General features: G+C 57.4%; 23 protein-coding genes. 13 read left to right on the forward strand and 10 right to left on the reverse strand.

Going from position 1 to position 18,674, the window contains the following annotated elements:
* Positions 1 to 176 precede the first annotated feature (176 nt).
* The 7 genes from solA to grxB form a co-directional block, all read right to left on the reverse strand.
* A complete protein-coding gene (gene solA / locus ACX3P5_RS06620) occupies positions 177 to 1,289 on the reverse strand; it encodes an N-methyl-L-tryptophan oxidase (protein ID WP_458968440.1) in 1,113 nt (370 codons plus the stop codon).
* Positions 1,290 to 1,386: 97 nt separating this feature from the next.
* Complete coding sequence (gene bssS / locus ACX3P5_RS06625) at positions 1,387 to 1,641, reverse strand: biofilm formation regulator BssS (RefSeq protein WP_010246399.1); 255 nt, start codon at positions 1,639 to 1,641, stop codon at positions 1,387 to 1,389.
* 246 nt (positions 1,642 to 1,887) lie between these two features.
* A complete protein-coding gene (locus ACX3P5_RS06630; RefSeq protein WP_031376546.1) occupies positions 1,888 to 2,160 on the reverse strand; it encodes a hypothetical protein in 273 nt (90 codons plus the stop codon).
* Between the two features lie 146 nt (positions 2,161 to 2,306).
* A complete protein-coding gene (gene dinI / locus ACX3P5_RS06635) occupies positions 2,307 to 2,552 on the reverse strand; it encodes a DNA damage-inducible protein I (protein WP_003849907.1) in 246 nt (81 codons plus the stop codon).
* Positions 2,553 to 2,614: 62 nt separating this feature from the next.
* Positions 2,615 to 3,658 (reverse strand): dihydroorotase, encoded by a 1,044-nt coding sequence (pyrC, locus tag ACX3P5_RS06640; RefSeq protein ID WP_233984649.1) that lies wholly within the window; start codon positions 3,656 to 3,658, stop codon positions 2,615 to 2,617.
* Positions 3,659 to 3,789: 131 nt separating this feature from the next.
* Positions 3,790 to 4,353: a lipoprotein gene (locus ACX3P5_RS06645; RefSeq protein WP_233984648.1), complete on the reverse strand. Its 564-nt coding sequence runs from the start codon at positions 4,351 to 4,353 to the stop codon at positions 3,790 to 3,792.
* 114 nt (positions 4,354 to 4,467) lie between these two features.
* On the reverse strand, positions 4,468 to 5,115 hold the full coding sequence (grxB, locus tag ACX3P5_RS06650) for a glutaredoxin 2 (protein WP_458968441.1): 648 nt from the start codon (positions 5,113 to 5,115) through the stop codon (positions 4,468 to 4,470).
* A 294-nt stretch (positions 5,116 to 5,409) separates the two neighbouring features.
* On the opposite strand from grxB, the gene rimJ reads away from it, so the two are divergent.
* The 4 genes from rimJ (at position 5,410) to murJ (ending at position 9,235) form a co-directional block, all read left to right on the forward strand.
* The gene (gene rimJ / locus ACX3P5_RS06655; RefSeq protein WP_458968442.1) at positions 5,410 to 6,000 is read left to right on the forward strand and encodes a ribosomal protein S5-alanine N-acetyltransferase; all 591 of its coding nucleotides are present in this window, start codon (positions 5,410 to 5,412) and stop codon (positions 5,998 to 6,000) included.
* A gap of 16 nt (positions 6,001 to 6,016) precedes the next feature.
* A complete protein-coding gene (locus tag ACX3P5_RS06660) occupies positions 6,017 to 6,652 on the forward strand; it encodes a YceH family protein (protein WP_458968443.1) in 636 nt (211 codons plus the stop codon).
* Between the two features lies 1 nt (position 6,653).
* Positions 6,654 to 7,574: a Gfo/Idh/MocA family protein gene (locus ACX3P5_RS06665; RefSeq protein WP_233984644.1), complete on the forward strand. Its 921-nt coding sequence runs from the start codon at positions 6,654 to 6,656 to the stop codon at positions 7,572 to 7,574.
* A 122-nt stretch (positions 7,575 to 7,696) separates the two neighbouring features.
* Positions 7,697 to 9,235, forward strand: a complete 1,539-nt coding sequence (murJ, locus tag ACX3P5_RS06670) for a murein biosynthesis integral membrane protein MurJ (RefSeq protein WP_233984643.1) — start codon at positions 7,697 to 7,699, stop codon at positions 9,233 to 9,235.
* Between the two features lie 457 nt (positions 9,236 to 9,692).
* Here murJ and flgN read toward each other — a convergent pair whose 3' ends face one another.
* From flgN to flgA, 3 genes are all read right to left on the reverse strand, one after another.
* Positions 9,693 to 10,124: a flagellar export chaperone FlgN gene (gene flgN, locus ACX3P5_RS06675; protein WP_233984642.1), complete on the reverse strand. Its 432-nt coding sequence runs from the start codon at positions 10,122 to 10,124 to the stop codon at positions 9,693 to 9,695.
* 5 nt (positions 10,125 to 10,129) lie between these two features.
* Positions 10,130 to 10,435, reverse strand: coding sequence for a flagellar biosynthesis anti-sigma factor FlgM (flgM, locus tag ACX3P5_RS06680; protein WP_094120372.1), 306 nt, complete (start codon positions 10,433 to 10,435; stop codon positions 10,130 to 10,132).
* A gap of 103 nt (positions 10,436 to 10,538) precedes the next feature.
* Complete coding sequence (gene flgA / locus ACX3P5_RS06685; RefSeq protein WP_094120373.1) at positions 10,539 to 11,198, reverse strand: flagellar basal body P-ring formation chaperone FlgA; 660 nt, start codon at positions 11,196 to 11,198, stop codon at positions 10,539 to 10,541.
* A gap of 153 nt (positions 11,199 to 11,351) precedes the next feature.
* On the opposite strand from flgA, the gene flgB reads away from it, so the two are divergent.
* From flgB to flgJ, 9 genes are read left to right on the forward strand one after another with little or no spacing between them, the layout of a single operon-like run.
* On the forward strand, positions 11,352 to 11,765 hold the full coding sequence (gene flgB, locus ACX3P5_RS06690) for a flagellar basal body rod protein FlgB (RefSeq protein ID WP_031376556.1): 414 nt from the start codon (positions 11,352 to 11,354) through the stop codon (positions 11,763 to 11,765).
* Between the two features lie 2 nt (positions 11,766 to 11,767).
* On the forward strand, positions 11,768 to 12,172 hold the full coding sequence (gene flgC, locus ACX3P5_RS06695) for a flagellar basal body rod protein FlgC (protein WP_031376557.1): 405 nt from the start codon (positions 11,768 to 11,770) through the stop codon (positions 12,170 to 12,172).
* A gap of 12 nt (positions 12,173 to 12,184) precedes the next feature.
* Positions 12,185 to 12,859: a flagellar hook assembly protein FlgD gene (gene flgD / locus ACX3P5_RS06700; RefSeq protein ID WP_233984641.1), complete on the forward strand. Its 675-nt coding sequence runs from the start codon at positions 12,185 to 12,187 to the stop codon at positions 12,857 to 12,859.
* A gap of 26 nt (positions 12,860 to 12,885) precedes the next feature.
* Complete coding sequence (gene flgE / locus ACX3P5_RS06705; protein WP_233984640.1) at positions 12,886 to 14,160, forward strand: flagellar hook protein FlgE; 1,275 nt, start codon at positions 12,886 to 12,888, stop codon at positions 14,158 to 14,160.
* A 20-nt stretch (positions 14,161 to 14,180) separates the two neighbouring features.
* Positions 14,181 to 14,939 carry a flagellar basal body rod protein FlgF gene (locus tag ACX3P5_RS06710; RefSeq protein ID WP_458968444.1) on the forward strand — a complete coding sequence of 253 codons (759 nt, stop codon included), beginning with the start codon at positions 14,181 to 14,183 and terminating at the stop codon, positions 14,937 to 14,939.
* Positions 14,940 to 14,956: 17 nt separating this feature from the next.
* Positions 14,957 to 15,739, forward strand: coding sequence for a flagellar basal-body rod protein FlgG (flgG, locus tag ACX3P5_RS06715; protein ID WP_233984638.1), 783 nt, complete (start codon positions 14,957 to 14,959; stop codon positions 15,737 to 15,739).
* 60 nt (positions 15,740 to 15,799) lie between these two features.
* Entirely contained in the window at positions 15,800 to 16,510 is a 711-nt protein-coding gene (locus ACX3P5_RS06720) for a flagellar basal body L-ring protein FlgH (RefSeq protein ID WP_031376561.1), read from the forward strand.
* A 9-nt stretch (positions 16,511 to 16,519) separates the two neighbouring features.
* Positions 16,520 to 17,629: a flagellar basal body P-ring protein FlgI gene (locus tag ACX3P5_RS06725; RefSeq protein ID WP_233984637.1), complete on the forward strand. Its 1,110-nt coding sequence runs from the start codon at positions 16,520 to 16,522 to the stop codon at positions 17,627 to 17,629.
* Positions 17,629 to 18,588 carry a flagellar assembly peptidoglycan hydrolase FlgJ gene (gene flgJ, locus ACX3P5_RS06730; RefSeq protein WP_233984636.1) on the forward strand — a complete coding sequence of 320 codons (960 nt, stop codon included), beginning with the start codon at positions 17,629 to 17,631 and terminating at the stop codon, positions 18,586 to 18,588. The genes ACX3P5_RS06725 and flgJ overlap by 1 nt, the downstream gene beginning before the upstream one ends.
* Positions 18,589 to 18,674: the final 86 nt, after the last annotated feature.

Below are 18,674 nucleotides of genomic sequence, written 5' to 3' on the forward strand. Positions count from 1 at the left end.
CGCGCTGAATGCCCAGTATTACTGAATGACTTATTTTATTTAACCGGGCCGTCAATCAATAAAGGCAAGAATGAACATTCCGTGCGAAATAAACCGGCTGAAAACGTCAGCTATATTCAGTTAATGTCATTTTTTGTCAATCGGGCGTTATCAGATGATACCACCCGAATTGAGAGTCAGAAGCGGGAGAGGCGGAAAGGCGAGAGATCGAATGAGAATGGCTTTTGCTGGGCAAATTCCGCCGCCAGCTCACCCAGCACGCTGGCAAATTTAAAGCCGTGGCCGCTTAACCCGGTGATCAGCAACCGATCCGGCTCGCCTGGCAAGGTATCGATAATAAAATCTTCGTCCGGGCTGAAATCGTAGCTGCAGGCTTCACCATGCAGACAGACGCCGACGCCCGGTAAAAACTGGCGCAGGAAGCCAAACGCTTCGCTGCCATCGGCTGCCACTGTGCCAAATGGTTTACGATCTTCAGGCTGTTGCATCAGCTGGCCGCCATCATGACGTCCCACTTTCAGCGCATTATTGTCTGCCGGGAACCCATAGAACTGGCTGCCATCGGCCATTTCAACCGTAAAGCCGGGAAACTTATTGTTCTCGCTGTAGCGTCCATCGGCCTGATACCAGGCAAAGACTTTGCGGGTCGGGGCAACCGGCAGATCCGGCACCAGTTTACCGACCCAGGTGCCGGCACTGATCAGCAACTTTCGGCCACGGTAGATACCATCAAGCGTGGTGACCTGCTGCAGATCGCCATCGCGGCCAATCTGCGAAACCGGACAGTTAAACAGCTGGGCACAGCCCGCCTGTTCCGCCAGCTGAATCCAGCTGCGTACCGCCTGCTCACACTTCAGGTAGCCCGACTGCGGCTCAAAGACGCCGAGGTAGCCGTCAGGGACGTTAATTTGCGGCCAGCGCTTACGCACCTCTTCAGGCTGCATCACCTCAATGTTGAGCTGCCATTGGGTGGCGCTATCGATGACGTTCTGAATAAAGGGTGACTGAATCGGTGCCAGATTCAGCACGCCGCTGCGGTGCATGATGCGTTCGCCAGCGCGCTGCTCCAGTTCATCCCACAGCGTTTGTGCGCGCAACACCAGCGGGACATAACGTTCACCTTCGCCATAAGCGTGGCGGATCAACCGGCTCTCACCGTGATGGGTGCCCTGATTATGCGGCGGATGAGCACTGTCGATCATCAAAACCGACAGGCCCGCCTCGGTGGCATAGTAGCCTGCTGCCGCGCCAACTGAGCCGCTGCCGACGATGATAAGATCATAAATCATGGTAACTACGCTCCTGAAAGAGTCAGATAATCAAAAGCATACCAGAAACAGAAACGAAAAAGGCACCCCTGAGGGTGCCTCTTTGATGCGGCAGACATTAATGCTTCTTAAGCAGTCGTTCTATCTGCTCGGCCGATTCAATCTTAGCGATACCCGCTTCGAGGATCGAGATGAACTGCCTTGCGACATCCGTCGTCAGCCAGTAAGTCGGGCCAACATCCGCTTCTTCTTCTTTTTGATCCTGCGACGATAACGAGTGCAGGCGGATCATCATGGCATCATAACTGTCAACGGTACTGATATCCCAGCCCACCAGCGGATGGGTCTGAATCACATCTTTTCTTCTGTCCATTATAACCTCCTTATTACTCGTTAAACGAAGTGCATGATGAGGTTCAATGCGGCTTTTTTATTCCAATAGCGAAACTATTATAACAGTAAACCGGGCCATTACTGATGAAAAAATGCCTGCACCCAGCTTCGCACAGAATATTTGTGTTTAAAAGATGGCGGATGAAAAAATAAAATGCCTGACGAGCAGGCATTTTAATACGTGATTCTTTGAAGCCATTAAAGCGGGGAGAGCCTGCCGCCGGCGTTAAAGTGCCGGGGTTTCGGGTGCGATGCCGCCGCCGCGCTTTTGCAGCGCCTCGGCCAGACGGGCAAAGTGCTGCTGCAGTTGCTCATCATGGTTCTGGTTTTGGGCTTCCAGCGACAGATTGTGCACCAGTAACTGACTGGCACGATCGTCAAGACAGAAAATCAGACTGGAAAACGCATTTTCCAGCACCGTCAGACGACGTTGCTGATCGCCAATCAGTGCTAACAGCTCACCAAAAGTCATCGCCTCTTCCGGTTTATCAGTAGTCATGGTGTCGCACCTCCTGTTATGCATGACGAGCGCAAGGATAGGGCATTGATCATTCAGAGTCTAGATGCAGGATTGGGGAAGTGCGAGAGGGGAGAAAAGATAAAAAAACCGGGTGGCGACACCCGGCAAAAACAGCACAGAGGCGGTTAATCGGTAATAAACCAGTCGTCAGCGCTTTCCCACGTTTGCTGCAGGATTTCGCTGATCTGATCGCGAGTCTCTTTGCCACCGCCCAGCACGCTAAGGTTATTGGCGCTGGCATAGCGCACTTTCACGTGATTAGTGCTGTCCGGGAACTGTTCGTCAATGCGGCGCGACAGCTCGTCGCTCAGTGCCTCAATGGCACCCGCAGGAAGAGGTCGGGTATTCGATACGGTAATTTCAACGCGCATGGGAGCCTCCAGATAAGATACTGTACATATTTACAGTATTGCCGGTCCGGAGGCAAGTGAAATTATGCGATACGCCAGTTCAGGGTTTCACCGGCAAGGAACGGCACCAGCGAATCACTGCCGAGCGCAATGCTCTCCGGGACCTGCCACGGTTCCCGTACCAGCGTCACGGTGGTGTCGTTAAGCGGCAGGCCGTAAAAACGTGGGCCGTTTTCAGAGCAGAAGGCTTCAAAATGCGACAGCGCATCCAGCTCTTCAAACACCGTGGCGTAGGCGGCTAACGACGTCGGGGCGCTGAAGACACCGGCGCAGCCGCAGCTCGCTTCTTTCAGATGGCGCAGATGTGGCGCGGTATCGGTGCCGAGGAAGAAGCGCGGATGGCCGCTGGCGACCACCTTACGTAGCGCCTCCTGATGCACATTGCGCTTGAGGATCGGCAGGCAATAGAGGTGCGGACGAATCCCGCCCACCAGCATGTGATTGCGGTTAAACATCAGATGCTGCGGAGTAATCGTCGCGCCCAGTGTCTCATCCGCAGCGGCGACATACTCGGCCGCCTCTTTCGTGGTGATATGCTCCATCACTACTTTCAGGGCCGGGAACTGCTGGCGCAGCGGCATCATCACCGTCTCAATAAAGCGCGCTTCCCGGTCGAAAATATCAATATGCGCGTGGGTTACTTCACCGTGAACCAGCAGCGGCATCCCCAGCTGTTGCATCCGATCCAGCACGCTGGCGATGGCGGCAATATCGGTGACGCCGTGGCTGGAGTTGGTGGTGGCGTGAGCCGGATAGAGTTTGGCGGCGGTAAACAGGCCAGCGGTAAAGCCCCGCTCCAGCTCATCCGGGTCAAGTGAATCGGTGAGGTAGCAGGTCATCAGCGGCGTGAAGGCGTGATCAGCGGGCAGCGCCGCGAGTATCCGATCGCGATAGGCTTCACCTGCCGCTACGCTGGTTACCGGCGGCACCAGATTGGGCATCACGATGGCACGACCATTGACCGCGCTGGTATAGGGCAGGACCGTTTCAAGCATCGCATCATCACGCAGATGAATATGCCAGTCGTCAGGGCGGCGGATGGTAAGTTGCTGAGGTTGTGCAGTCATCAATGAGGCTCCGGCAGAGTGGAAACGAAAGGCACGTTTAGGCCGGGGTCTAAGCATAAGGATTCAGGCAACCGTTTGCACCTGCTTTTTGCCGTCGGACGAAAATCCGCGCCGGATGGCGCGGCAGATCGTCAGTCAGTAAACGGGATCACCAGTTCACCCGGTTTCACTTCCAGCCCTTTGGCAAATTTTTTCGCCAGCGACTCACCTTTACTGCGATCGGTACTCAGCACGTAAGCGGGTTGCTGATCGAAATAGCTTTTCAGGGATTGATTGAGATAGGGCGTCAGCGTCTTCATGATCGAAGCCATTTTGTCAGGCGTCACCTGCGCATCGACAATCTCCATATCGCGCAGATAGATCGCGCCCTGCTGCTGATCAAACACCGGCTGGGCACGCATCTTCAGCTGCATATCGGCCTGTTGCGGGCCGAACAGGGAGGTGACATTGATCTTCGCATTGCCTGCGAGCGTGACTTTGCCTGGCTCTTCCCGGCCAATCTGGCTGGTGAGGTTGCTGAGCACGATGTGCGCGTTAACCAGGCCGGAAACCCCGATGTCCTTCTCGTAGTTGTTATGTTTCTGCAGCGCCTGGTTCACTTCCTGTTCGCTGATGGTGTACTGCGTCAGTTGATTACAGCCGCTAACCAGCAGCACCAGTAACAGAGCGGCAAGGCCGGAAAAACCCTTTTTCATCGATTTTTATCCTGAATGACGGAGCTATTGAACAGGGCATAGCGTGCCTGAATGCGTTACAGGTGTCATCAGGAAAGGGATGAGAAACGCGAGCGGTTTCTCATCCGGCAGCCGTTACTGGGCGATGGAGGAGAGCAGGTTGACCTGAGTTTGTTTGGCCATGTTATCGCGGTATTCCGCCACTCTGACGGGCCAGTCGATGCCCGCAACCAGCGTCAGGGAGCGCAGCAGCGGGAACAGATTAAAGTCATCTTCAGAGAGTTCGCCGTTCACTGCATTTGGCTGAACAATTAACTTGTCGAGCTGGCGCAGGTCGCCACTGACGTTTTTGATCAAACCGGCCGCATGGCTTTTCAGCTCGGTAAAATCGCCGATGCTGGCCTGCTTTTTATTACGGAAATAGTCGCGTGCTTCCGGCGTGGCAAATTCGGCAAACGGCGCCTCTGCGATGCGCGGCAACAGCAGTTTGTTAACGTAACTGTTCATGTGACGCAGCCAGTCGGCAATGGCAGGATTAAGCGCGCCGGTGATCAGCGGCTCGCCCTCCAGTCGATCGACATAATGCACGATATCCATGCTCTCCGGCATCGCGCTGCCATCCTGCTTCTGCAGAATGGGTGCCATCTTCTGGCCGATCAGTCGTTTTGGCGTCTCTTCGTCATCATTCAGCATCACCACCAGCTCAACCGGCAGATTTTTCAGGCCGAAAATCATCCGCGCCTTCACGCAGAAAGGGCAGTGTTCGTAGATATACAGCTTCATCCTGATCTCCTCTGTTTGGCAGAATGCATCAATTCATTCTGTTTTCGGGCTCGCCAAAAAGTATGGAAGAGATTAAGCAGCAGGGCAAACCGGCTGGCAGAAGATGGCCTGCTCGCCGCTACCACGGGGATCATGGGCGTGGCTCAGCCCGCTGAGGAAGGGTGATAACCGCGCAAAATCAAGGCCTTTGCAGCGCAATCGCGGGTAACATTTTACCGCAGCCCAGGCGGCGGTTATAGTGAATACAGGGTAATGACGGCTCATCTTTATCAGCCATTGATTTCAGGAGTCAGGATGTTTGGCTATCGTTCTGCCGCGCCCAGGGTGCGATTAACCACCGACCGGCTGGTGGTCCGTCTGGTTCACGAGCGTGATGCCTGGCGGCTGGCAGATTACTACGCGGAAAACCGCCTGTTTTTAAAACCGTGGGAACCGGTGCGCGATGAAAGCCACTGCTATCCCTCTGGCTGGCAGGCGCGGCTGGGGCTGATTACCGATATGCATAAGCAGGGATCGGCATTCTACTTCATTCTGATGGACAGCGAAGAAACCGAAGTGCGCGGCGTGGCGAACTTCAGCAACGTGCTGCGCGGGTCGTTTCACGCCTGTTACCTGGGCTACTCACTGGGTGAGAAATGGCAGGGCCAGGGCATGATGTACGAAGCGCTGCAGTCCGCTATTCGCTATATGCAGCGTCAGCAGCATATTCACCGCATCATGGCCAACTACATGCCACACAACCAGCGCAGCGGCGATCTGCTGGCGCGGCTAGGATTCGAAAAAGAGGGTTACGCCAAAGATTATCTGTTGATCGACGGCCGCTGGCAGGATCACGTCCTGACAGCATTAACCTGGCGGGAATGGACGTCGGATCGGCGTGGATAATCATAAGGAATCGGGAATGAAATTGACGTTGTCGGCGCAGGCGTTGCGTGTGCTGGGCTGCCTGCTGGAGAAGCAGGTCACCACGCCGGAACAGTATCCGCTCTCTCTCAATGGCGTGGTCAGCGCCTGTAATCAGAAATCGAACCGTGAACCGGTGATGAACCTCAGCGAGACGGAGGTGCAGGATCAGCTCGATCAGCTGGAAAAACGGCATCTGGTGACCGTCAGCAGTGGATCGGGCCAGCGGGTAATGAAGTATGAACAGCGCTTCTGCAACTCCGCCTTTGGCGCGCTGAAGCTCAGCAGCGCAGAAGTGGCCGTGCTGACTCTGCTGCTGCTGCGCGGCGCACAGACGCCGGGTGAATTGCGCACCCGTAGCGGACGTCTGCATGAGTTCAGCGATGTCAGCGAAGTGGAGCAGACGCTCGACGCCTTGCTGCAGCGTGAGGATAGCGCCAGGGTGGTGCGTCTGGCTCGCGAGCCGGGCAAGCGCGAACACCGTTTTATTCATCTGCTGAGCGATGACGCTGAGGTGCCAGAACCGACATCGGGCGCGGATCAGGACGACCTTTCGACCCGCGTCGCGGCGCTGGAACATCAGGTAGCGCAACTGCAGGCGCAACTTACTCAACTGCTGCAACCGGAGAGCTAAAATGACGTTACGCATTGGCGTGGTGGGACTGGGCGGGATCGCGCAGAAAGCCTGGTTGCCCGTGTTATCAACCGCGTCCAGCTGGTCGCTGGTCGGGGCGTTTTCGCCAAATCAGGCCAAAGCCCAGCCGATTTGCGACAGTTTCCGGATGCGCTGTTTCAGCTCGCTCGACGATTTAGCGGCGGCCTGCGACGCGGTGTTTGTTCACAGCAGCACCGCGAGCCACTATCAGGTGGTCAGAGCGCTGTTGCTGGCGGGGAAAGATGTCTGCGTCGATAAGCCGCTGGCGGAAACGCTCGATCAGGCGGAAGCGCTGGTTGAGCTTGCTGAAAAGCAGCAGCGCAAACTGATGGTGGGCTTTAATCGCCGCTTTGCCCCGCGCTATCTGCAACTCCGGGCGGAGATGAATAGGGTCGCCTCACTGCGCATCGAAAAGCACCGTAGCGACAGCGTCGGGCCGCACGATCTGCGTTTCACCCTGCTTGATGACTATCTGCACGTGGTGGATACCGCGCTGTGGCTTGGCGGTCAGCCGTTTAGTGAGGTTCAGGGGCGGATTACCACCACTCCTCAGGGAGAGATGCTTTACGCTGAGCACCATTTCAACCTGGGCGGCGTGCCAGTCACCACCAGTATGCACCGGCGTGCAGGCAGTCAGCGCGAGCGGGTCAGTGCGGTGTGCGACAGTAAATGTATCGATATCAGCGAAATGCGTGACTGGCAGGAGGAAACGGCAGCCGGCCTGCTGATTGCGCCACCGCCAGCCTGGCAGAGCCATCTGGTGCAGCGCGGTTTCAGCGGCGCGGCGCACCATTTTATCCAGTGCGTACAAAATCAGACGATGCCTGAAACCAGCGGCGAACAGGCCCTGATGGCGCAGCGGGTGGTGGAAAAACTGTGGCGTGACGCAACGCCGTCATAATGCCTTGTAACACTCCGTGCTGGTCATTTCCCGCCGTGGCAGTAGACTATCGCCGGGCATCATCAGGATGCCCGCGCTAAGTCTCTCATTTTGCCGATTCTTTTCAGGATGCGCCGTCAATTATGAATTTGTTGAAATCGCTGGCAGCGGTCAGTTCCATGACCCTGTTTTCCCGCGTCTTGGGCTTTGCCCGTGATGCCATTGTGGCGCGGGTGTTTGGCGCCGGAATGGCGACCGATGCGTTCTTTGTCGCTTTTAAACTCCCTAATCTGCTGCGGCGAATTTTTGCTGAAGGGGCCTTCTCACAGGCGTTTGTGCCGATCCTGGCGGAATATAAAAGCAAGCAGGGCGAAGAGGCAACGCGCCTGTTCCTCGCTTACGTCTCTGGCCTGCTGACGCTGGCACTGGCGCTGGTCACCGTGGCGGGGATGATCGCCGCGCCGTGGGTGATTATGATCACTGCGCCGGGTTTTGCCGACAGCGCAGACAAGTTTGCCCTGACCAGTTCGCTGCTGCGCGTCACCTTTCCCTATATCATGCTGATTTCACTCGCCTCACTGGCGGGCGCGGTGCTGAATACCTGGAACCGTTTTTCGGTCCCGGCCTTTGCGCCGACGCTGCTTAACGTCAGCATGATTGGTTTCGCGCTGTTTGCCGCGCCGCATTTTCATCCGCCAGTGATGGCGCTGGCATGGGCGGTAGTGGCAGGCGGCGTGCTGCAGCTTGGCTACCAGCTGCCGCACCTGAAGAAACTCGGGATGCTGGTACTGCCACGGCTGAACCTGCGCGATGCAGGCGTCTGGCGGGTGATGCGTCAGATGGGGCCGGCGATTCTTGGCGTCTCGGTCAGCCAGATTTCCCTGATCATCAATACCATATTCGCCTCTTTTCTGGTTTCGGGATCGGTCTCGTGGATGTATTACGCTGATCGGCTGATGGAGTTCCCGTCCGGCGTACTCGGCGTGGCGCTGGGAACGATCCTGCTGCCGTCGCTGGCGAAAAGCTTTGCCAGCGGCAATCACGATGAATATTCGCGGCTGATGGACTGGGGTTTGCGTCTTTGCTTTTTGCTGGCGCTGCCCAGTGCCGTGGCGCTGGGGATGCTCTCCGGACCGCTGACCATTGCGCTGTTTCAGTACGGCAAGTTCACCGCCTTTGATGCGGCGATGACCCAGCGCGCACTGATTGCTTACTCAGTCGGACTGATGGGTCTGATTGTGGTGAAAGTGCTGGCACCGGGTTTCTATTCACGGCAGGACATCAAAACCCCGGTGAAGATTGCGATAGTCACCCTGATTATGACGCAACTGATGAACCTGGCATTTATCGGTCCGCTGAAGCACGCGGGCCTGTCACTGTCGATTGGCCTGGCTGCCTGTCTCAACGCGGCGCTGCTCTACTGGCAACTGCGCAAAAAGCAGATCTTTATGCCGCAGCCCGGCTGGGCCAGTTTTCTGATCCGTCTGGTGATTGCGGTACTGGCGATGGCGGCGGCGCTGTTTGCGATGCTGCAATGGATGCCGGCGTGGGAACAGGGCGTGATGCTGTGGCGGCTGCTGCGTCTGGCGGCGGTCTGTGCGGTCGGCGGTGGGGCGTACTTCCTGACGCTCGGGCTGCTGGGCTTCCGCTTGCGCGACTATGCGCGACGCACTGCGGTGTAACAGCAACGTCCGGATATATAGTCCGGATGCGAAAAATCCCGCACCTGGCGTAATGCTGATCAGTTAAGCGACGGGTGAGAACGCAGTCTGGTGCCGCTCAGGGGCTGGCGGTCCTCGCGCCGCTGCGCGGTTCCTTCACGTCATTCCTCTGCCTGACGGACCGCCGGGGATGGCACATCCTGTGCCGCCCCGCCTTTCGCCCGCGTCCTGCGGGCTCTCCTGGCAGACTCATTCCGTTCAGCGCTGCGGATTGCCTGCCCCTGATCGGCCCCAGCCTGCTCTGAAACTTCAGTGCGTGCTGTTAAAAAGGGCACAAGAGCAGAGGTGATCAGGCCCGCACTGCGGCACGATCGCGCCCAAAAAAAAAGCTGCCACGTTTAATCGTGACAGCCTTTGCAAAGGTAACCTTAACTGACGAGCATCAGGCAACTGGCAGGATTTTTTGCTCAGTCAGCCGTCAGGCTTTGCGGCTGAGCGTCGCCTGACCTTTACCCATCCCATCCGGGCCATAGAAAGCCTGAGTCTGGTGCGGTTTCAGCACCTGCAGGGCATCCTGGGTAAAACGAATCTGATGTTGCAGCAACATGCCATTATGCACGTTGGCATCCTGCAGGCGACGGGTATGCTGCTCAATGCGCTGCCAGCGGCTCGCCATCTCGTTCTGACCACGATAAGGTGCCTGGGTTGCCAGACTTTGCTCGGCAGTCCGGCGCATCTCATCCAGATAGTTCAGCGTACTGAGCAGCGCGCCTTTATCTTCGGTAATGCGCTGCAACAGGTTGCTGTTAATGTTTCCGGCCGACAGCTGCTGCTGTTCTTCGTCCAGCAGGGTCGACAGCGATGCCAGCACATCCTGCATCTTATCTAATGTGGTCAGCAAGTTACTCATGGGGACTAGTTACCCTCTAAATACGCCTTAGTGTCGGCAATCAGCGCGTCGGCGATCTTGCCGGTATCCATTTTCAGTTCGCCATTACGAATGGCGGTTTTCAGTTGTTCAACCCGCTGGACGTTAATGTCCTGGCTGCCCGGCTGCATCAGCTGTGACTGAGCGCTGCTCAGGCTGACCTGCGCGGCGGCGGGTGTGGTGCTGGCCGCCGGCGTGGTGCTTTGACGCACTTTAGGCGTGGCGGGCTCGCTGGTATCGCGGCTCTGTACGGTGCTGGCGGGTTTCAGCGGTTGCGTTCTGTCGATGCTCATATTCAAGCTCCTGTACGGTCAGGGGAGTCTGCCACCTGAATCAGAATAGCGTAATTGCTTAGTTGATTCTTCTATCGGCAGAACAACTGGCTTCTTTAACGCTTTATAGTGTTATAAGAATATTCCCATCATCCCGCACCCGACCGCTAACGATCTGCCCGTTTCCCATCCGTACCCGTACCCATTGTGACTGGGTGGCATTGTTCAGCGCCTTACCCTCACCGCTGGCGTCAAATCCGTCGCCACTGGCAATCACCATCACATTCTGACCCGCCTTGACCCGCCACGGCTGACGCAGCATCGACGGGTTAATCGGCTGGCCTGGCTGGATATCGCGCAGTACCACCGCATCCGCTACCGCCTCATCGTTGAGCAGCGAACGCGCTGGCAGAACGTCCAGCCGGCCGGTCTGCAGGCTGAAATCAGCCGTGCTGACGCTGCTGCCCCGCGTTAACAGCCGGTTAGCCACCAGGTAAGACCCGGTGACCTGCACCTGGACCTGAATGTAGCGGCGGTTCTCACCGCAGTTTGCCGCCACGCTCATATTGCCCCACAGGCGGCTATTGCCTGGCAGCGTAAATGCTGGCGTGTCGCAGTCGGGCCACTGGGCCTGCGGCGTCCGGACCACCACCTTCATGCCTGCGGCATGCTGCGCATCACGGGCTTTAAAAAATTGTTCCAGTTGCGCACTGAAATCCCCGGCCGTCACCGGCAGGGCGATCAGGACCAGCAGGCTGGCCAGCAGGGTTTGATATCCACGCATGTGCTTTTCCTCACTGATGATGGCAACGAGTCTACGCGCAGCAAAAATTATTCAAGAGTCAAAATAGCATGGGTTTTTGGCCTTATTCAGACGATCACCTCTTGCTTTTCCAAATTAAGCTGCCAGCTCGAAATTCTCATTTGCGGAGGAACCATGCTCGACAAACTGGATGCGGCGCTGAAATTTGGTACGGAAGCCCTCAACCTGCGTGCTCAACGTCAGGAGATCCTGGCGTCAAACATTGCCAACGCCGATACCCCTGGTTATCAGGCCCGGGATATCGACTTTGCCAGCGAGCTGAGTCGGGTGATGGCCAATGGTCGTGCGGAAGGCAGCAGCATGGCGTTAAAAGTCACGTCAGCTCGCCACATTGAAGCACAGACCAACTCGGCACCGTCGATGGATATGCTCTATCGCATTCCCGATCAGCCTGCCGCCGACGGCAACACAGTAGATATGGACCGTGAACGTACCCAGTTCGCGGATAACAGCCTGAAATATCAAACCGACCTCACTCTTATCAGTAGCCAGATCAAAGGCATGATGAGCGTGTTACAAGGGCAATAATTATGGCCTTGCTGAACATTTTTGACATTGCCGGCTCAGCGATGACCGCGCAATCACAGCGATTAAACGTCAGTGCCAGTAACCTGGCCAACGCCGACAGCGTTACCGGCCCGGATGGGCAACCCTACGTCGCTAAACAGGTGGTGTTTCAGACCGATGCGGCACCTGGCGCGGCCACCGGCGGCGTAAAAGTGGCGAAGGTGGTCGACGATCCGACCCCGGCAAAACTGGTGTATGACCCAGGTAACCCGATGGCAGATGCCAAAGGCTACGTGAAGATGCCGAACGTGGATGTGGTCTCTGAGACCGTCAACACCATGTCAGCGTCGCGCAGTTACCAGGCTAACGTCGAAGTGCTCAACACCGTGAAGTCGATGATGATGAAAACCCTGACGATCGGGCAATAACGGAGAAAAATTATGGCTATCGCGGTAGGCGTTAACGAGAAGCTGGACCCCACGGTCCTCAGCTCTTCCAGCACCAGTGGTACCGGCAACAGCGCGCAGGATCTGCAGAATCAGTTCCTCACCATGCTGGTGACCCAGTTACAGAACCAGGATCCCACCAATCCGATGGACAACAGCCAGCTGACCACTCAGCTGGCGCAGATCAACACCCTGAGCGGAATTGAAAAACTGAACACCACGCTGGGATCGATCTCCGGCCAGATCAGCACCAGCCAGTCGCTGCAAAGCTCCACGCTGATTGGGCATGGCGTAATGGTCAACGGCTCGCAGGTACTGGTCGGCAGCGGCACCACCACGCCGTTTGGTGTTGAGCTGGCGTCGGCCTCAACCGCAACCGCCGCCACGATTAAAGATGCTAACGGCTCGGTGATCGATACCGTTGACCTCGGCGCACTCAGCGCTGGCGTTCATACCTTCTCGTGGGACGGCAAACTGAGCGACGGCTCCACCGCGCCAGACGGTAAATACAGCGTTGCGATTGCGGCAAGCAATGGCAGCACACAACTGGTGGCACAACCGCTTAACTACGCCTACGTCAATGGGGTAAGTACCGCGAACGACACCACAAAACTGGATCTCGGCACCATGGGCTCCGCTTCCCTTGACGAAGTACGTCAGATTCTCTGATTAACCTGTAGACAGGAGACACACACATGTCATTTTCCCAAGCGGTCAGCGGCCTTGGCGCTGCCTCAAGTAACCTTGATGTCATCGGTAACAACATCGCCAACTCCGCGACAGCGGGTTTTAAATCAAGCACCATCGCCTTTGCCGATATGTTTGCCGGTTCTAACGTCGGCCTCGGCACCAAAGTTGCTGCGGTGATTCAGAACTTTAACGACGGTTCGACCACCACCACCAGCCGTGGCCTCGACGTCGCGCTGAGCGGCAACGGTTTCTTCCGTATGACGGACACCAGCGGCGCGGTTTACTATTCGCGTAACGGTCAGTTCACACTGGATGCCAACCGTAACCTGATCAACACCCAGGGTCTGAACGTGACCGGTTATCCGGCCAGCGGCTCACCGGCCACCATCCAGGCGGGCGCAAACCCGGTTGCGATCAGCATTCCGACCGAGCAGATGCCGGCACGCGCGACCACCACCACCGGCCTGGTTGCGAACCTGAACTCCACTGACACTGCCCCGACGGTCACGACTTTCTCGACCGCCAACGCCGACAGCTATAACAAAAAGACCACGGCGACCGTGTTCGACTCGCAGGGTAACGACCATGCGCTCGACATGTACTTTGTCAAAGACACCGCCAGCAACAGCTGGACCGTGCACGCTATCGACGCCAACACCGGCTACTCCGCGGGTGACTTCAAAATGGCATTCGATACCAGCGGCAAACTGACCAGCATGGACAAGCTGGACGCCAATGGCGCCGTGGTCAGCAGCAGCACCGATGGCACCGTAGGCTTAACCCTTAACGTACCGGCACCAGGCCAGACTGCCGCCGCTAACGGCGCGGTGGCCAATCAGCCGATCACCCTGAGCATGCTGGGCAGCCTGCAGCAGAACACCGGCAGCACCACCTTTGGCAGCCCGACTCAGGATGGTTATGCGCCTGGCGATCTGACCAGCTACGCCATCAACGATGACGGCACCATCACCGGCACCTACTCCAACCAGAAAACCCAGCTGCTGGGTCAGATCGTCCTGGCAAGCTTCTCTAACCCGGAAGGCCTGCAGTCACAGGGCGATAACGTCTGGTCTGCCTCTAACGCTTCAGGTCAGGCGGCGATTGGTCTGGCGAACACCGGCACCTTCGGCTCACTGACTGCCGGCGCGCTGGAAGCCTCTAACGTCGACATGAGTAAAGAGCTGGTGAACATGATCGTGGCGCAGCGTAACTATCAGGCGAACGCGCAGACCATCAAAACTCAGGACCAGATTCTTAACACGCTGGTTAACTTACGTTAATTCGCTAACAGGATTGCTTTATGGATCACGCGATATATACCGCGATGGGCGCGGCCAGCCAGACGCTGGATCAGCAGGCGGTTACCGCCAGCAACCTCGCCAACGCCTCAACGCCAGGCTTCCGTGCGCAGCTTAATGCGCTGCGTGCGGTGCCGGTCAATGGCTGGTCCCTGCCGACCCGCACGCTGGTGACGGCGTCAACGCCGGGCGCCGATATGAGTCAGGGCACCATGGATTACACCGAGCGCCCACTCGACGTGGCGGTGCAGCAGGATGGCTGGCTGGCGGTGCGTACCGCTGACGGCAGCGAAGCCTATACCCGCAACGGCAACATGCAAATCAGCCCGAACGGTACGCTGACGATTCAGGGCAATCCTGTGATGGGTGATGGCGGTCCGATTGTGATCCCGCAGGGAGCGGAAATCACCATTGCCGCCGACGGTTCCATCACCGGCCTGAATGCCGGCGATGCGCCGAATGCCACTGTCCAGCTCGGTAAGCTCAAGCTGGTGCGCGCCACCGGCAAAGAGGTGCAGCGCAGCGACGACGGCATGTTCCGTCCGACAGCGGCCACGCAGGCCACGCGCGGTGCGGCGTTGCAGGCTGACCCCACCATGCAGGTGATGCCTGGCGTACTGGAAGGCAGCAACGTGAAACCGGTGGAAACCATGGTCGACATGATCGCCAACGCCCGACGTTTTGAGATGCAGATGAAAGTCATCACTAACGTCGATGAAAACGAACAAAAAGCCAACCAGCTGCTGAACATGAGCAGCTAAGGCGCGAGGATAACAACATGATTCGTTCTTTATGGATCGCGAAAACCGGTCTTGATGCACAGCAGATGAACATGGACGTGATTGCCAACAACCTGGCAAACGTCAGCACCAACGGCTTTAAACGTTCGCGTGCGGTGTTCGAAGATCTGATGTATCAGACCATGCGTCAGCCGGGCACCCAGTCGTCAGAACAGACGACGCTGCCTTCTGGCCTGCAGATTGGTACCGGTGTCCGTCCGGTGACCACTGAACGTCTGCATACCCAGGGCAACCTGTCGCAGACCAGCAACTCGAAAGATATCGCGATTAATGGTCAGGGCTATTTCCAGATTCAGATGCCGGATGGCACCTCGGCTTATACCCGTGACGGCGCTTTCCAGGTCGATCAGAACGGCCAGCTGGTGACCAACTCCGGTTTCCCGGTGCAGCCAGGCATCACCATTCCGGCCAACGCCACCAGCATCACCGTGGCGCGTGACGGGGTAGTGAGCGTGACGCAGCAGGGACAGACCCAGGCGACCCAGGTCGGCCAGTTAACCCTGAGCACCTTTATGAACGATGCCGGTCTCGATAGCGTGGGTGAAAACCTCTATCAGGAAACGCAGGCATCGGGCGCACCCACCGACAGCACCCCTGGCCAGAATGGCGCGGGTCTGCTCTACCAGGGCTATACCGAAACGTCGAACGTCAACGTGGCGGAAGAGCTGGTCAGCATGATCCAGACCCAGCGCGCCTATGAAATCAACAGCAAAGCGATCAGCACCTCCGATCAGATGCTGGCGAAACTGACTCAGATTTAATCCACAGCAGGGCCAGCTCCGGCTGGCCTGAAGAACAGATATTGATAAGGTCGTGACTCCGTGGCGAAGCAACAGATTCTCAAGCCTGGACATTGGTTAGTCGCCTCGTTGCTGCTAACCCTTAACGGTTGTGCACTGGTACCGCGTACACCGCTGGTAGAAGGGGCGACCACGGCGCAGCCGATGCCGTCCGCGCCACCGGTGGTAAACGGCTCAATTTTCCAGGGCGTTGCGCCGCTCAACTACGGCTATCAGCCGCTGTTTGAAGATCGCCGCCCACGCAACATTGGCGACACTCTGACGATTACGCTGCAGGAAAACGTCAGTGCCAGCAAAAGCTCCTCGGCGAATGCCAGCCGCGATGGCAGCAACAGCTTCGGTTTAAGCGCGGTTCCGACCGGGCTGGCAGGACTGGTGGGTGCCGGTGGCGAGAAAGCCAACTTTGGCGCCGAAGGCAAAAATGATTTCGCAGGTAAAGGCGGCGCCTCCGCCAACAACACCTTTACCGGCACCATTACCGTCACCGTGGATCAGGTGTTGTCGAACGGCAACCTGCACGTGGTGGGCGAGAAACAGATCGCCATTAATCAGGGCACGGAGTTCATTCGCTTCTCGGGCGTGGTTAACCCACGCACCATCAGCGCCAGCAACGCCGTGTTATCTACCGCCGTCGCCGATGCACGTATTGAGTACGTCGGAAACGGTTATATCAATGAGGCGCAGACCATGGGTTGGTTGCAGCGTTTCTTCCTGAACATCTCGCCGATGTAAGAGGTTTCAATGAAAAAGTTAACGCTGTTGCGAATCGGAGTGGCGCTGCTGCTGGGCGTCAGCCTGCTGGCAAAGGCCGATTTAATTCGCGATCTGACCACCGTACAGGGCGTGCGTGAAAACCAGCTGCTTGGCTATGGCCTGGTGGTCGGGCTGGACGGAACCGGTGACCAGACCACCCAGACGCCGTTCACCACCCAGACGGTGAGCAACATGCTGTCACAGCTCGGCATTACCGTGCCGACCGGCACTAACATGCAGCTGAAAAACGTGGCGGCAGTGATGGTGACCGCCAAACTGCCGGCGTTTGCCCGTCAGGGACAGACGCTGGACGTGGTGGTGTCGTCACTGGGTAACGCCAAAAGCCTGCGCGGCGGTACGCTGCTGATGACCCCGATGAAAGGGGTCGATAACCAGGTTTATGCACTGGCGCAGGGTAACATCCTGGTCGGCGGTGCGGGCGCGTCGGCAGGCGGCAGCAGCGTGCAGGTTAACCAGCTGAACGGCGGCCGGATTACCGGCGGGGCAACGGTTGAGCGGGAACTGCAAAGCAACTTTGGCTCGCAGAACACCATCAACCTGCAGCTGAACAGCGAAGACTTCTCAATGGCGCAGCGGATTGCCGATGCGATTAACGCGCGTGGCGGTTACGGTGCCGCCCAGCCGCTGGATGCCCGAACCGTTCAGATCCGCGTCTCACCGAATAACGGTGCCCAGGTGCGTCTGCTGGCGGATATCCAGAACATCAACGTTTCGATACCGGTTGAGGATGCGAAAGTGATCATCAACTCCCGTACCGGTTCGGTGGTGATGAACCGCGAAGTGACGCTGAATCAGTGTGCGGTGGCGCAGGGTAACCTGTCGGTGACCGTCAATCAGCAGCAGAACGTCAGTCAGCCAGATACGCCGCTGGCCGGTGGTCAGACGGTAGCGACCACCCAGACCCAGATCGATCTGCGTCAGACCGGTGGCGCGCTGCAGCGTGTTAATGCCAGTGCCAACCTGAACAACGTGGTGCGTGCGCTGAACGCGCTGGGCGCATCGCCTATTGAGCTGATGTCGATTCTGCAATCGATGCAGAGCGCCGGTTGTCTGCGCGCCAAACTGGAAATTATCTGATGACGGATACGCAATCTCTGATGAGTGCGGCTTACGACAGCCGCTCACTGAACGAACTGAAACACCAGGCCAGCGGCGATCCGAAAGGGAAAGCGCTGCAGGTCGCCCGTCAGGTCGAAGGGATGTTTGTACAGATGATGCTGAAAAGCATGCGTGAGGCGTTGCCGCAGGATGGAATGATGAGCAACGAACAAACCAAACTTTTTACCTCAATGTACGATCAGCAGATTGCGCAGGAGATGGGCAAACGCGGCCTCGGACTGGCGGAAACCATCGTTAAGCAGATGCAGCCCGCCACCGCACCGGATGAGAAAGCTGGCACGGTGCCGATGAAGCTGGATAACAGCTTTATTCTCAGCACCGTCGGCGCGGTGCAACAACCGGCGCAGCAGCTGGAGCAGATGGTGCGCAAAGCCATGCCGCGTCTTCCGGTCTCGTCACCGACCGGCCTGCCAACCGACAGCCGCGAGTTTATTGCGCAGCTGACACAACCGGCGCAGGCCGCCAGTCAGCAGAGCGGTATTCCGCACCATCTGATTCTGGCGCAGGCGGCGCTGGAGTCGGGCTGGGGCCAGCGCCAGATCCTGACCCGCGATGGCAAGCCGAGCTACAACGTATTCGGCATTAAAGCCAGCGGTGACTGGAAAGGCGAAACCACCGACATCATGACCACCGAATATGAGCAGGGCGAAGCGAAGAAAGTGCGCGCCAGCTTCCGGGTTTACAACTCCTATTTCGAAGCGCTGACGGATTACGTCAAACTGATTACCAATAATCCCCGCTATGCCGCCGTGGCTAACGCGTCAAGCGCCGAGCAGGGCGCGCAGGCACTGCAGGCGGCGGGTTACGCCACCGATCCCAAATATGCACAGAAGCTGGTGGGAATGATTCAGCAATTCAAGAACATGGGCGAAAAAGTCGTTAAAGCCTACAGCCAGGATTTAGGTGACCTGTTCTGATCATTTAGCCTCAAGTTTCACTTAAGCACGCCGATAACACCATCATAAGCCAGATGCGTTTTCGCCTGCTGGCGCCCACTTTGATG

Source organism: Pantoea sp. S-LA4 (assembly GCF_054482835.1).

Excerpts from the sequence above, each read along its gene's own strand:
- ACX3P5_RS06665 (WP_233984644.1), top strand. The coding sequence starts at position 6,654 with ATGACGTTACGCATTGGCGTGGTGGGACTGGGCGGGATCGCGCAGAAA.
- pyrC (WP_233984649.1), bottom strand. The coding sequence starts at position 3,658 with ATGACTGCACAACCTCAGCAACTTACCATCCGCCGCCCTGACGACTGG.
- flgG (WP_233984638.1), top strand. The coding sequence starts at position 14,957 with ATGATTCGTTCTTTATGGATCGCGAAAACCGGTCTTGATGCACAGCAG.
- flgB (WP_031376556.1), top strand. The coding sequence starts at position 11,352 with ATGCTCGACAAACTGGATGCGGCGCTGAAATTTGGTACGGAAGCCCTC.
- murJ (WP_233984643.1), top strand. The coding sequence starts at position 7,697 with ATGAATTTGTTGAAATCGCTGGCAGCGGTCAGTTCCATGACCCTGTTT.
- ACX3P5_RS06725 (WP_233984637.1), top strand. The coding sequence starts at position 16,520 with ATGAAAAAGTTAACGCTGTTGCGAATCGGAGTGGCGCTGCTGCTGGGC.
- bssS (WP_010246399.1), bottom strand. The coding sequence starts at position 1,641 with ATGGACAGAAGAAAAGATGTGATTCAGACCCATCCGCTGGTGGGCTGG.
- flgD (WP_233984641.1), top strand. The coding sequence starts at position 12,185 with ATGGCTATCGCGGTAGGCGTTAACGAGAAGCTGGACCCCACGGTCCTC.
- flgM (WP_094120372.1), bottom strand. The coding sequence starts at position 10,435 with ATGAGCATCGACAGAACGCAACCGCTGAAACCCGCCAGCACCGTACAG.
- rimJ (WP_458968442.1), top strand. The coding sequence starts at position 5,410 with ATGTTTGGCTATCGTTCTGCCGCGCCCAGGGTGCGATTAACCACCGAC.
- dinI (WP_003849907.1), bottom strand. The coding sequence starts at position 2,552 with ATGCGCGTTGAAATTACCGTATCGAATACCCGACCTCTTCCTGCGGGT.
- ACX3P5_RS06645 (WP_233984648.1), bottom strand. The coding sequence starts at position 4,353 with ATGAAAAAGGGTTTTTCCGGCCTTGCCGCTCTGTTACTGGTGCTGCTG.
- flgC (WP_031376557.1), top strand. The coding sequence starts at position 11,768 with ATGGCCTTGCTGAACATTTTTGACATTGCCGGCTCAGCGATGACCGCG.
- flgN (WP_233984642.1), bottom strand. The coding sequence starts at position 10,124 with ATGAGTAACTTGCTGACCACATTAGATAAGATGCAGGATGTGCTGGCA.
- ACX3P5_RS06660 (WP_458968443.1), top strand. The coding sequence starts at position 6,017 with ATGAAATTGACGTTGTCGGCGCAGGCGTTGCGTGTGCTGGGCTGCCTG.
- ACX3P5_RS06710 (WP_458968444.1), top strand. The coding sequence starts at position 14,181 with ATGGATCACGCGATATATACCGCGATGGGCGCGGCCAGCCAGACGCTG.
- flgE (WP_233984640.1), top strand. The coding sequence starts at position 12,886 with ATGTCATTTTCCCAAGCGGTCAGCGGCCTTGGCGCTGCCTCAAGTAAC.
- flgJ (WP_233984636.1), top strand. The coding sequence starts at position 17,629 with ATGACGGATACGCAATCTCTGATGAGTGCGGCTTACGACAGCCGCTCA.
- flgA (WP_094120373.1), bottom strand. The coding sequence starts at position 11,198 with ATGCGTGGATATCAAACCCTGCTGGCCAGCCTGCTGGTCCTGATCGCC.
- solA (WP_458968440.1), bottom strand. The coding sequence starts at position 1,289 with ATGATTTATGATCTTATCATCGTCGGCAGCGGCTCAGTTGGCGCGGCA.
- ACX3P5_RS06630 (WP_031376546.1), bottom strand. The coding sequence starts at position 2,160 with ATGACTACTGATAAACCGGAAGAGGCGATGACTTTTGGTGAGCTGTTA.
- grxB (WP_458968441.1), bottom strand. The coding sequence starts at position 5,115 with ATGAAGCTGTATATCTACGAACACTGCCCTTTCTGCGTGAAGGCGCGG.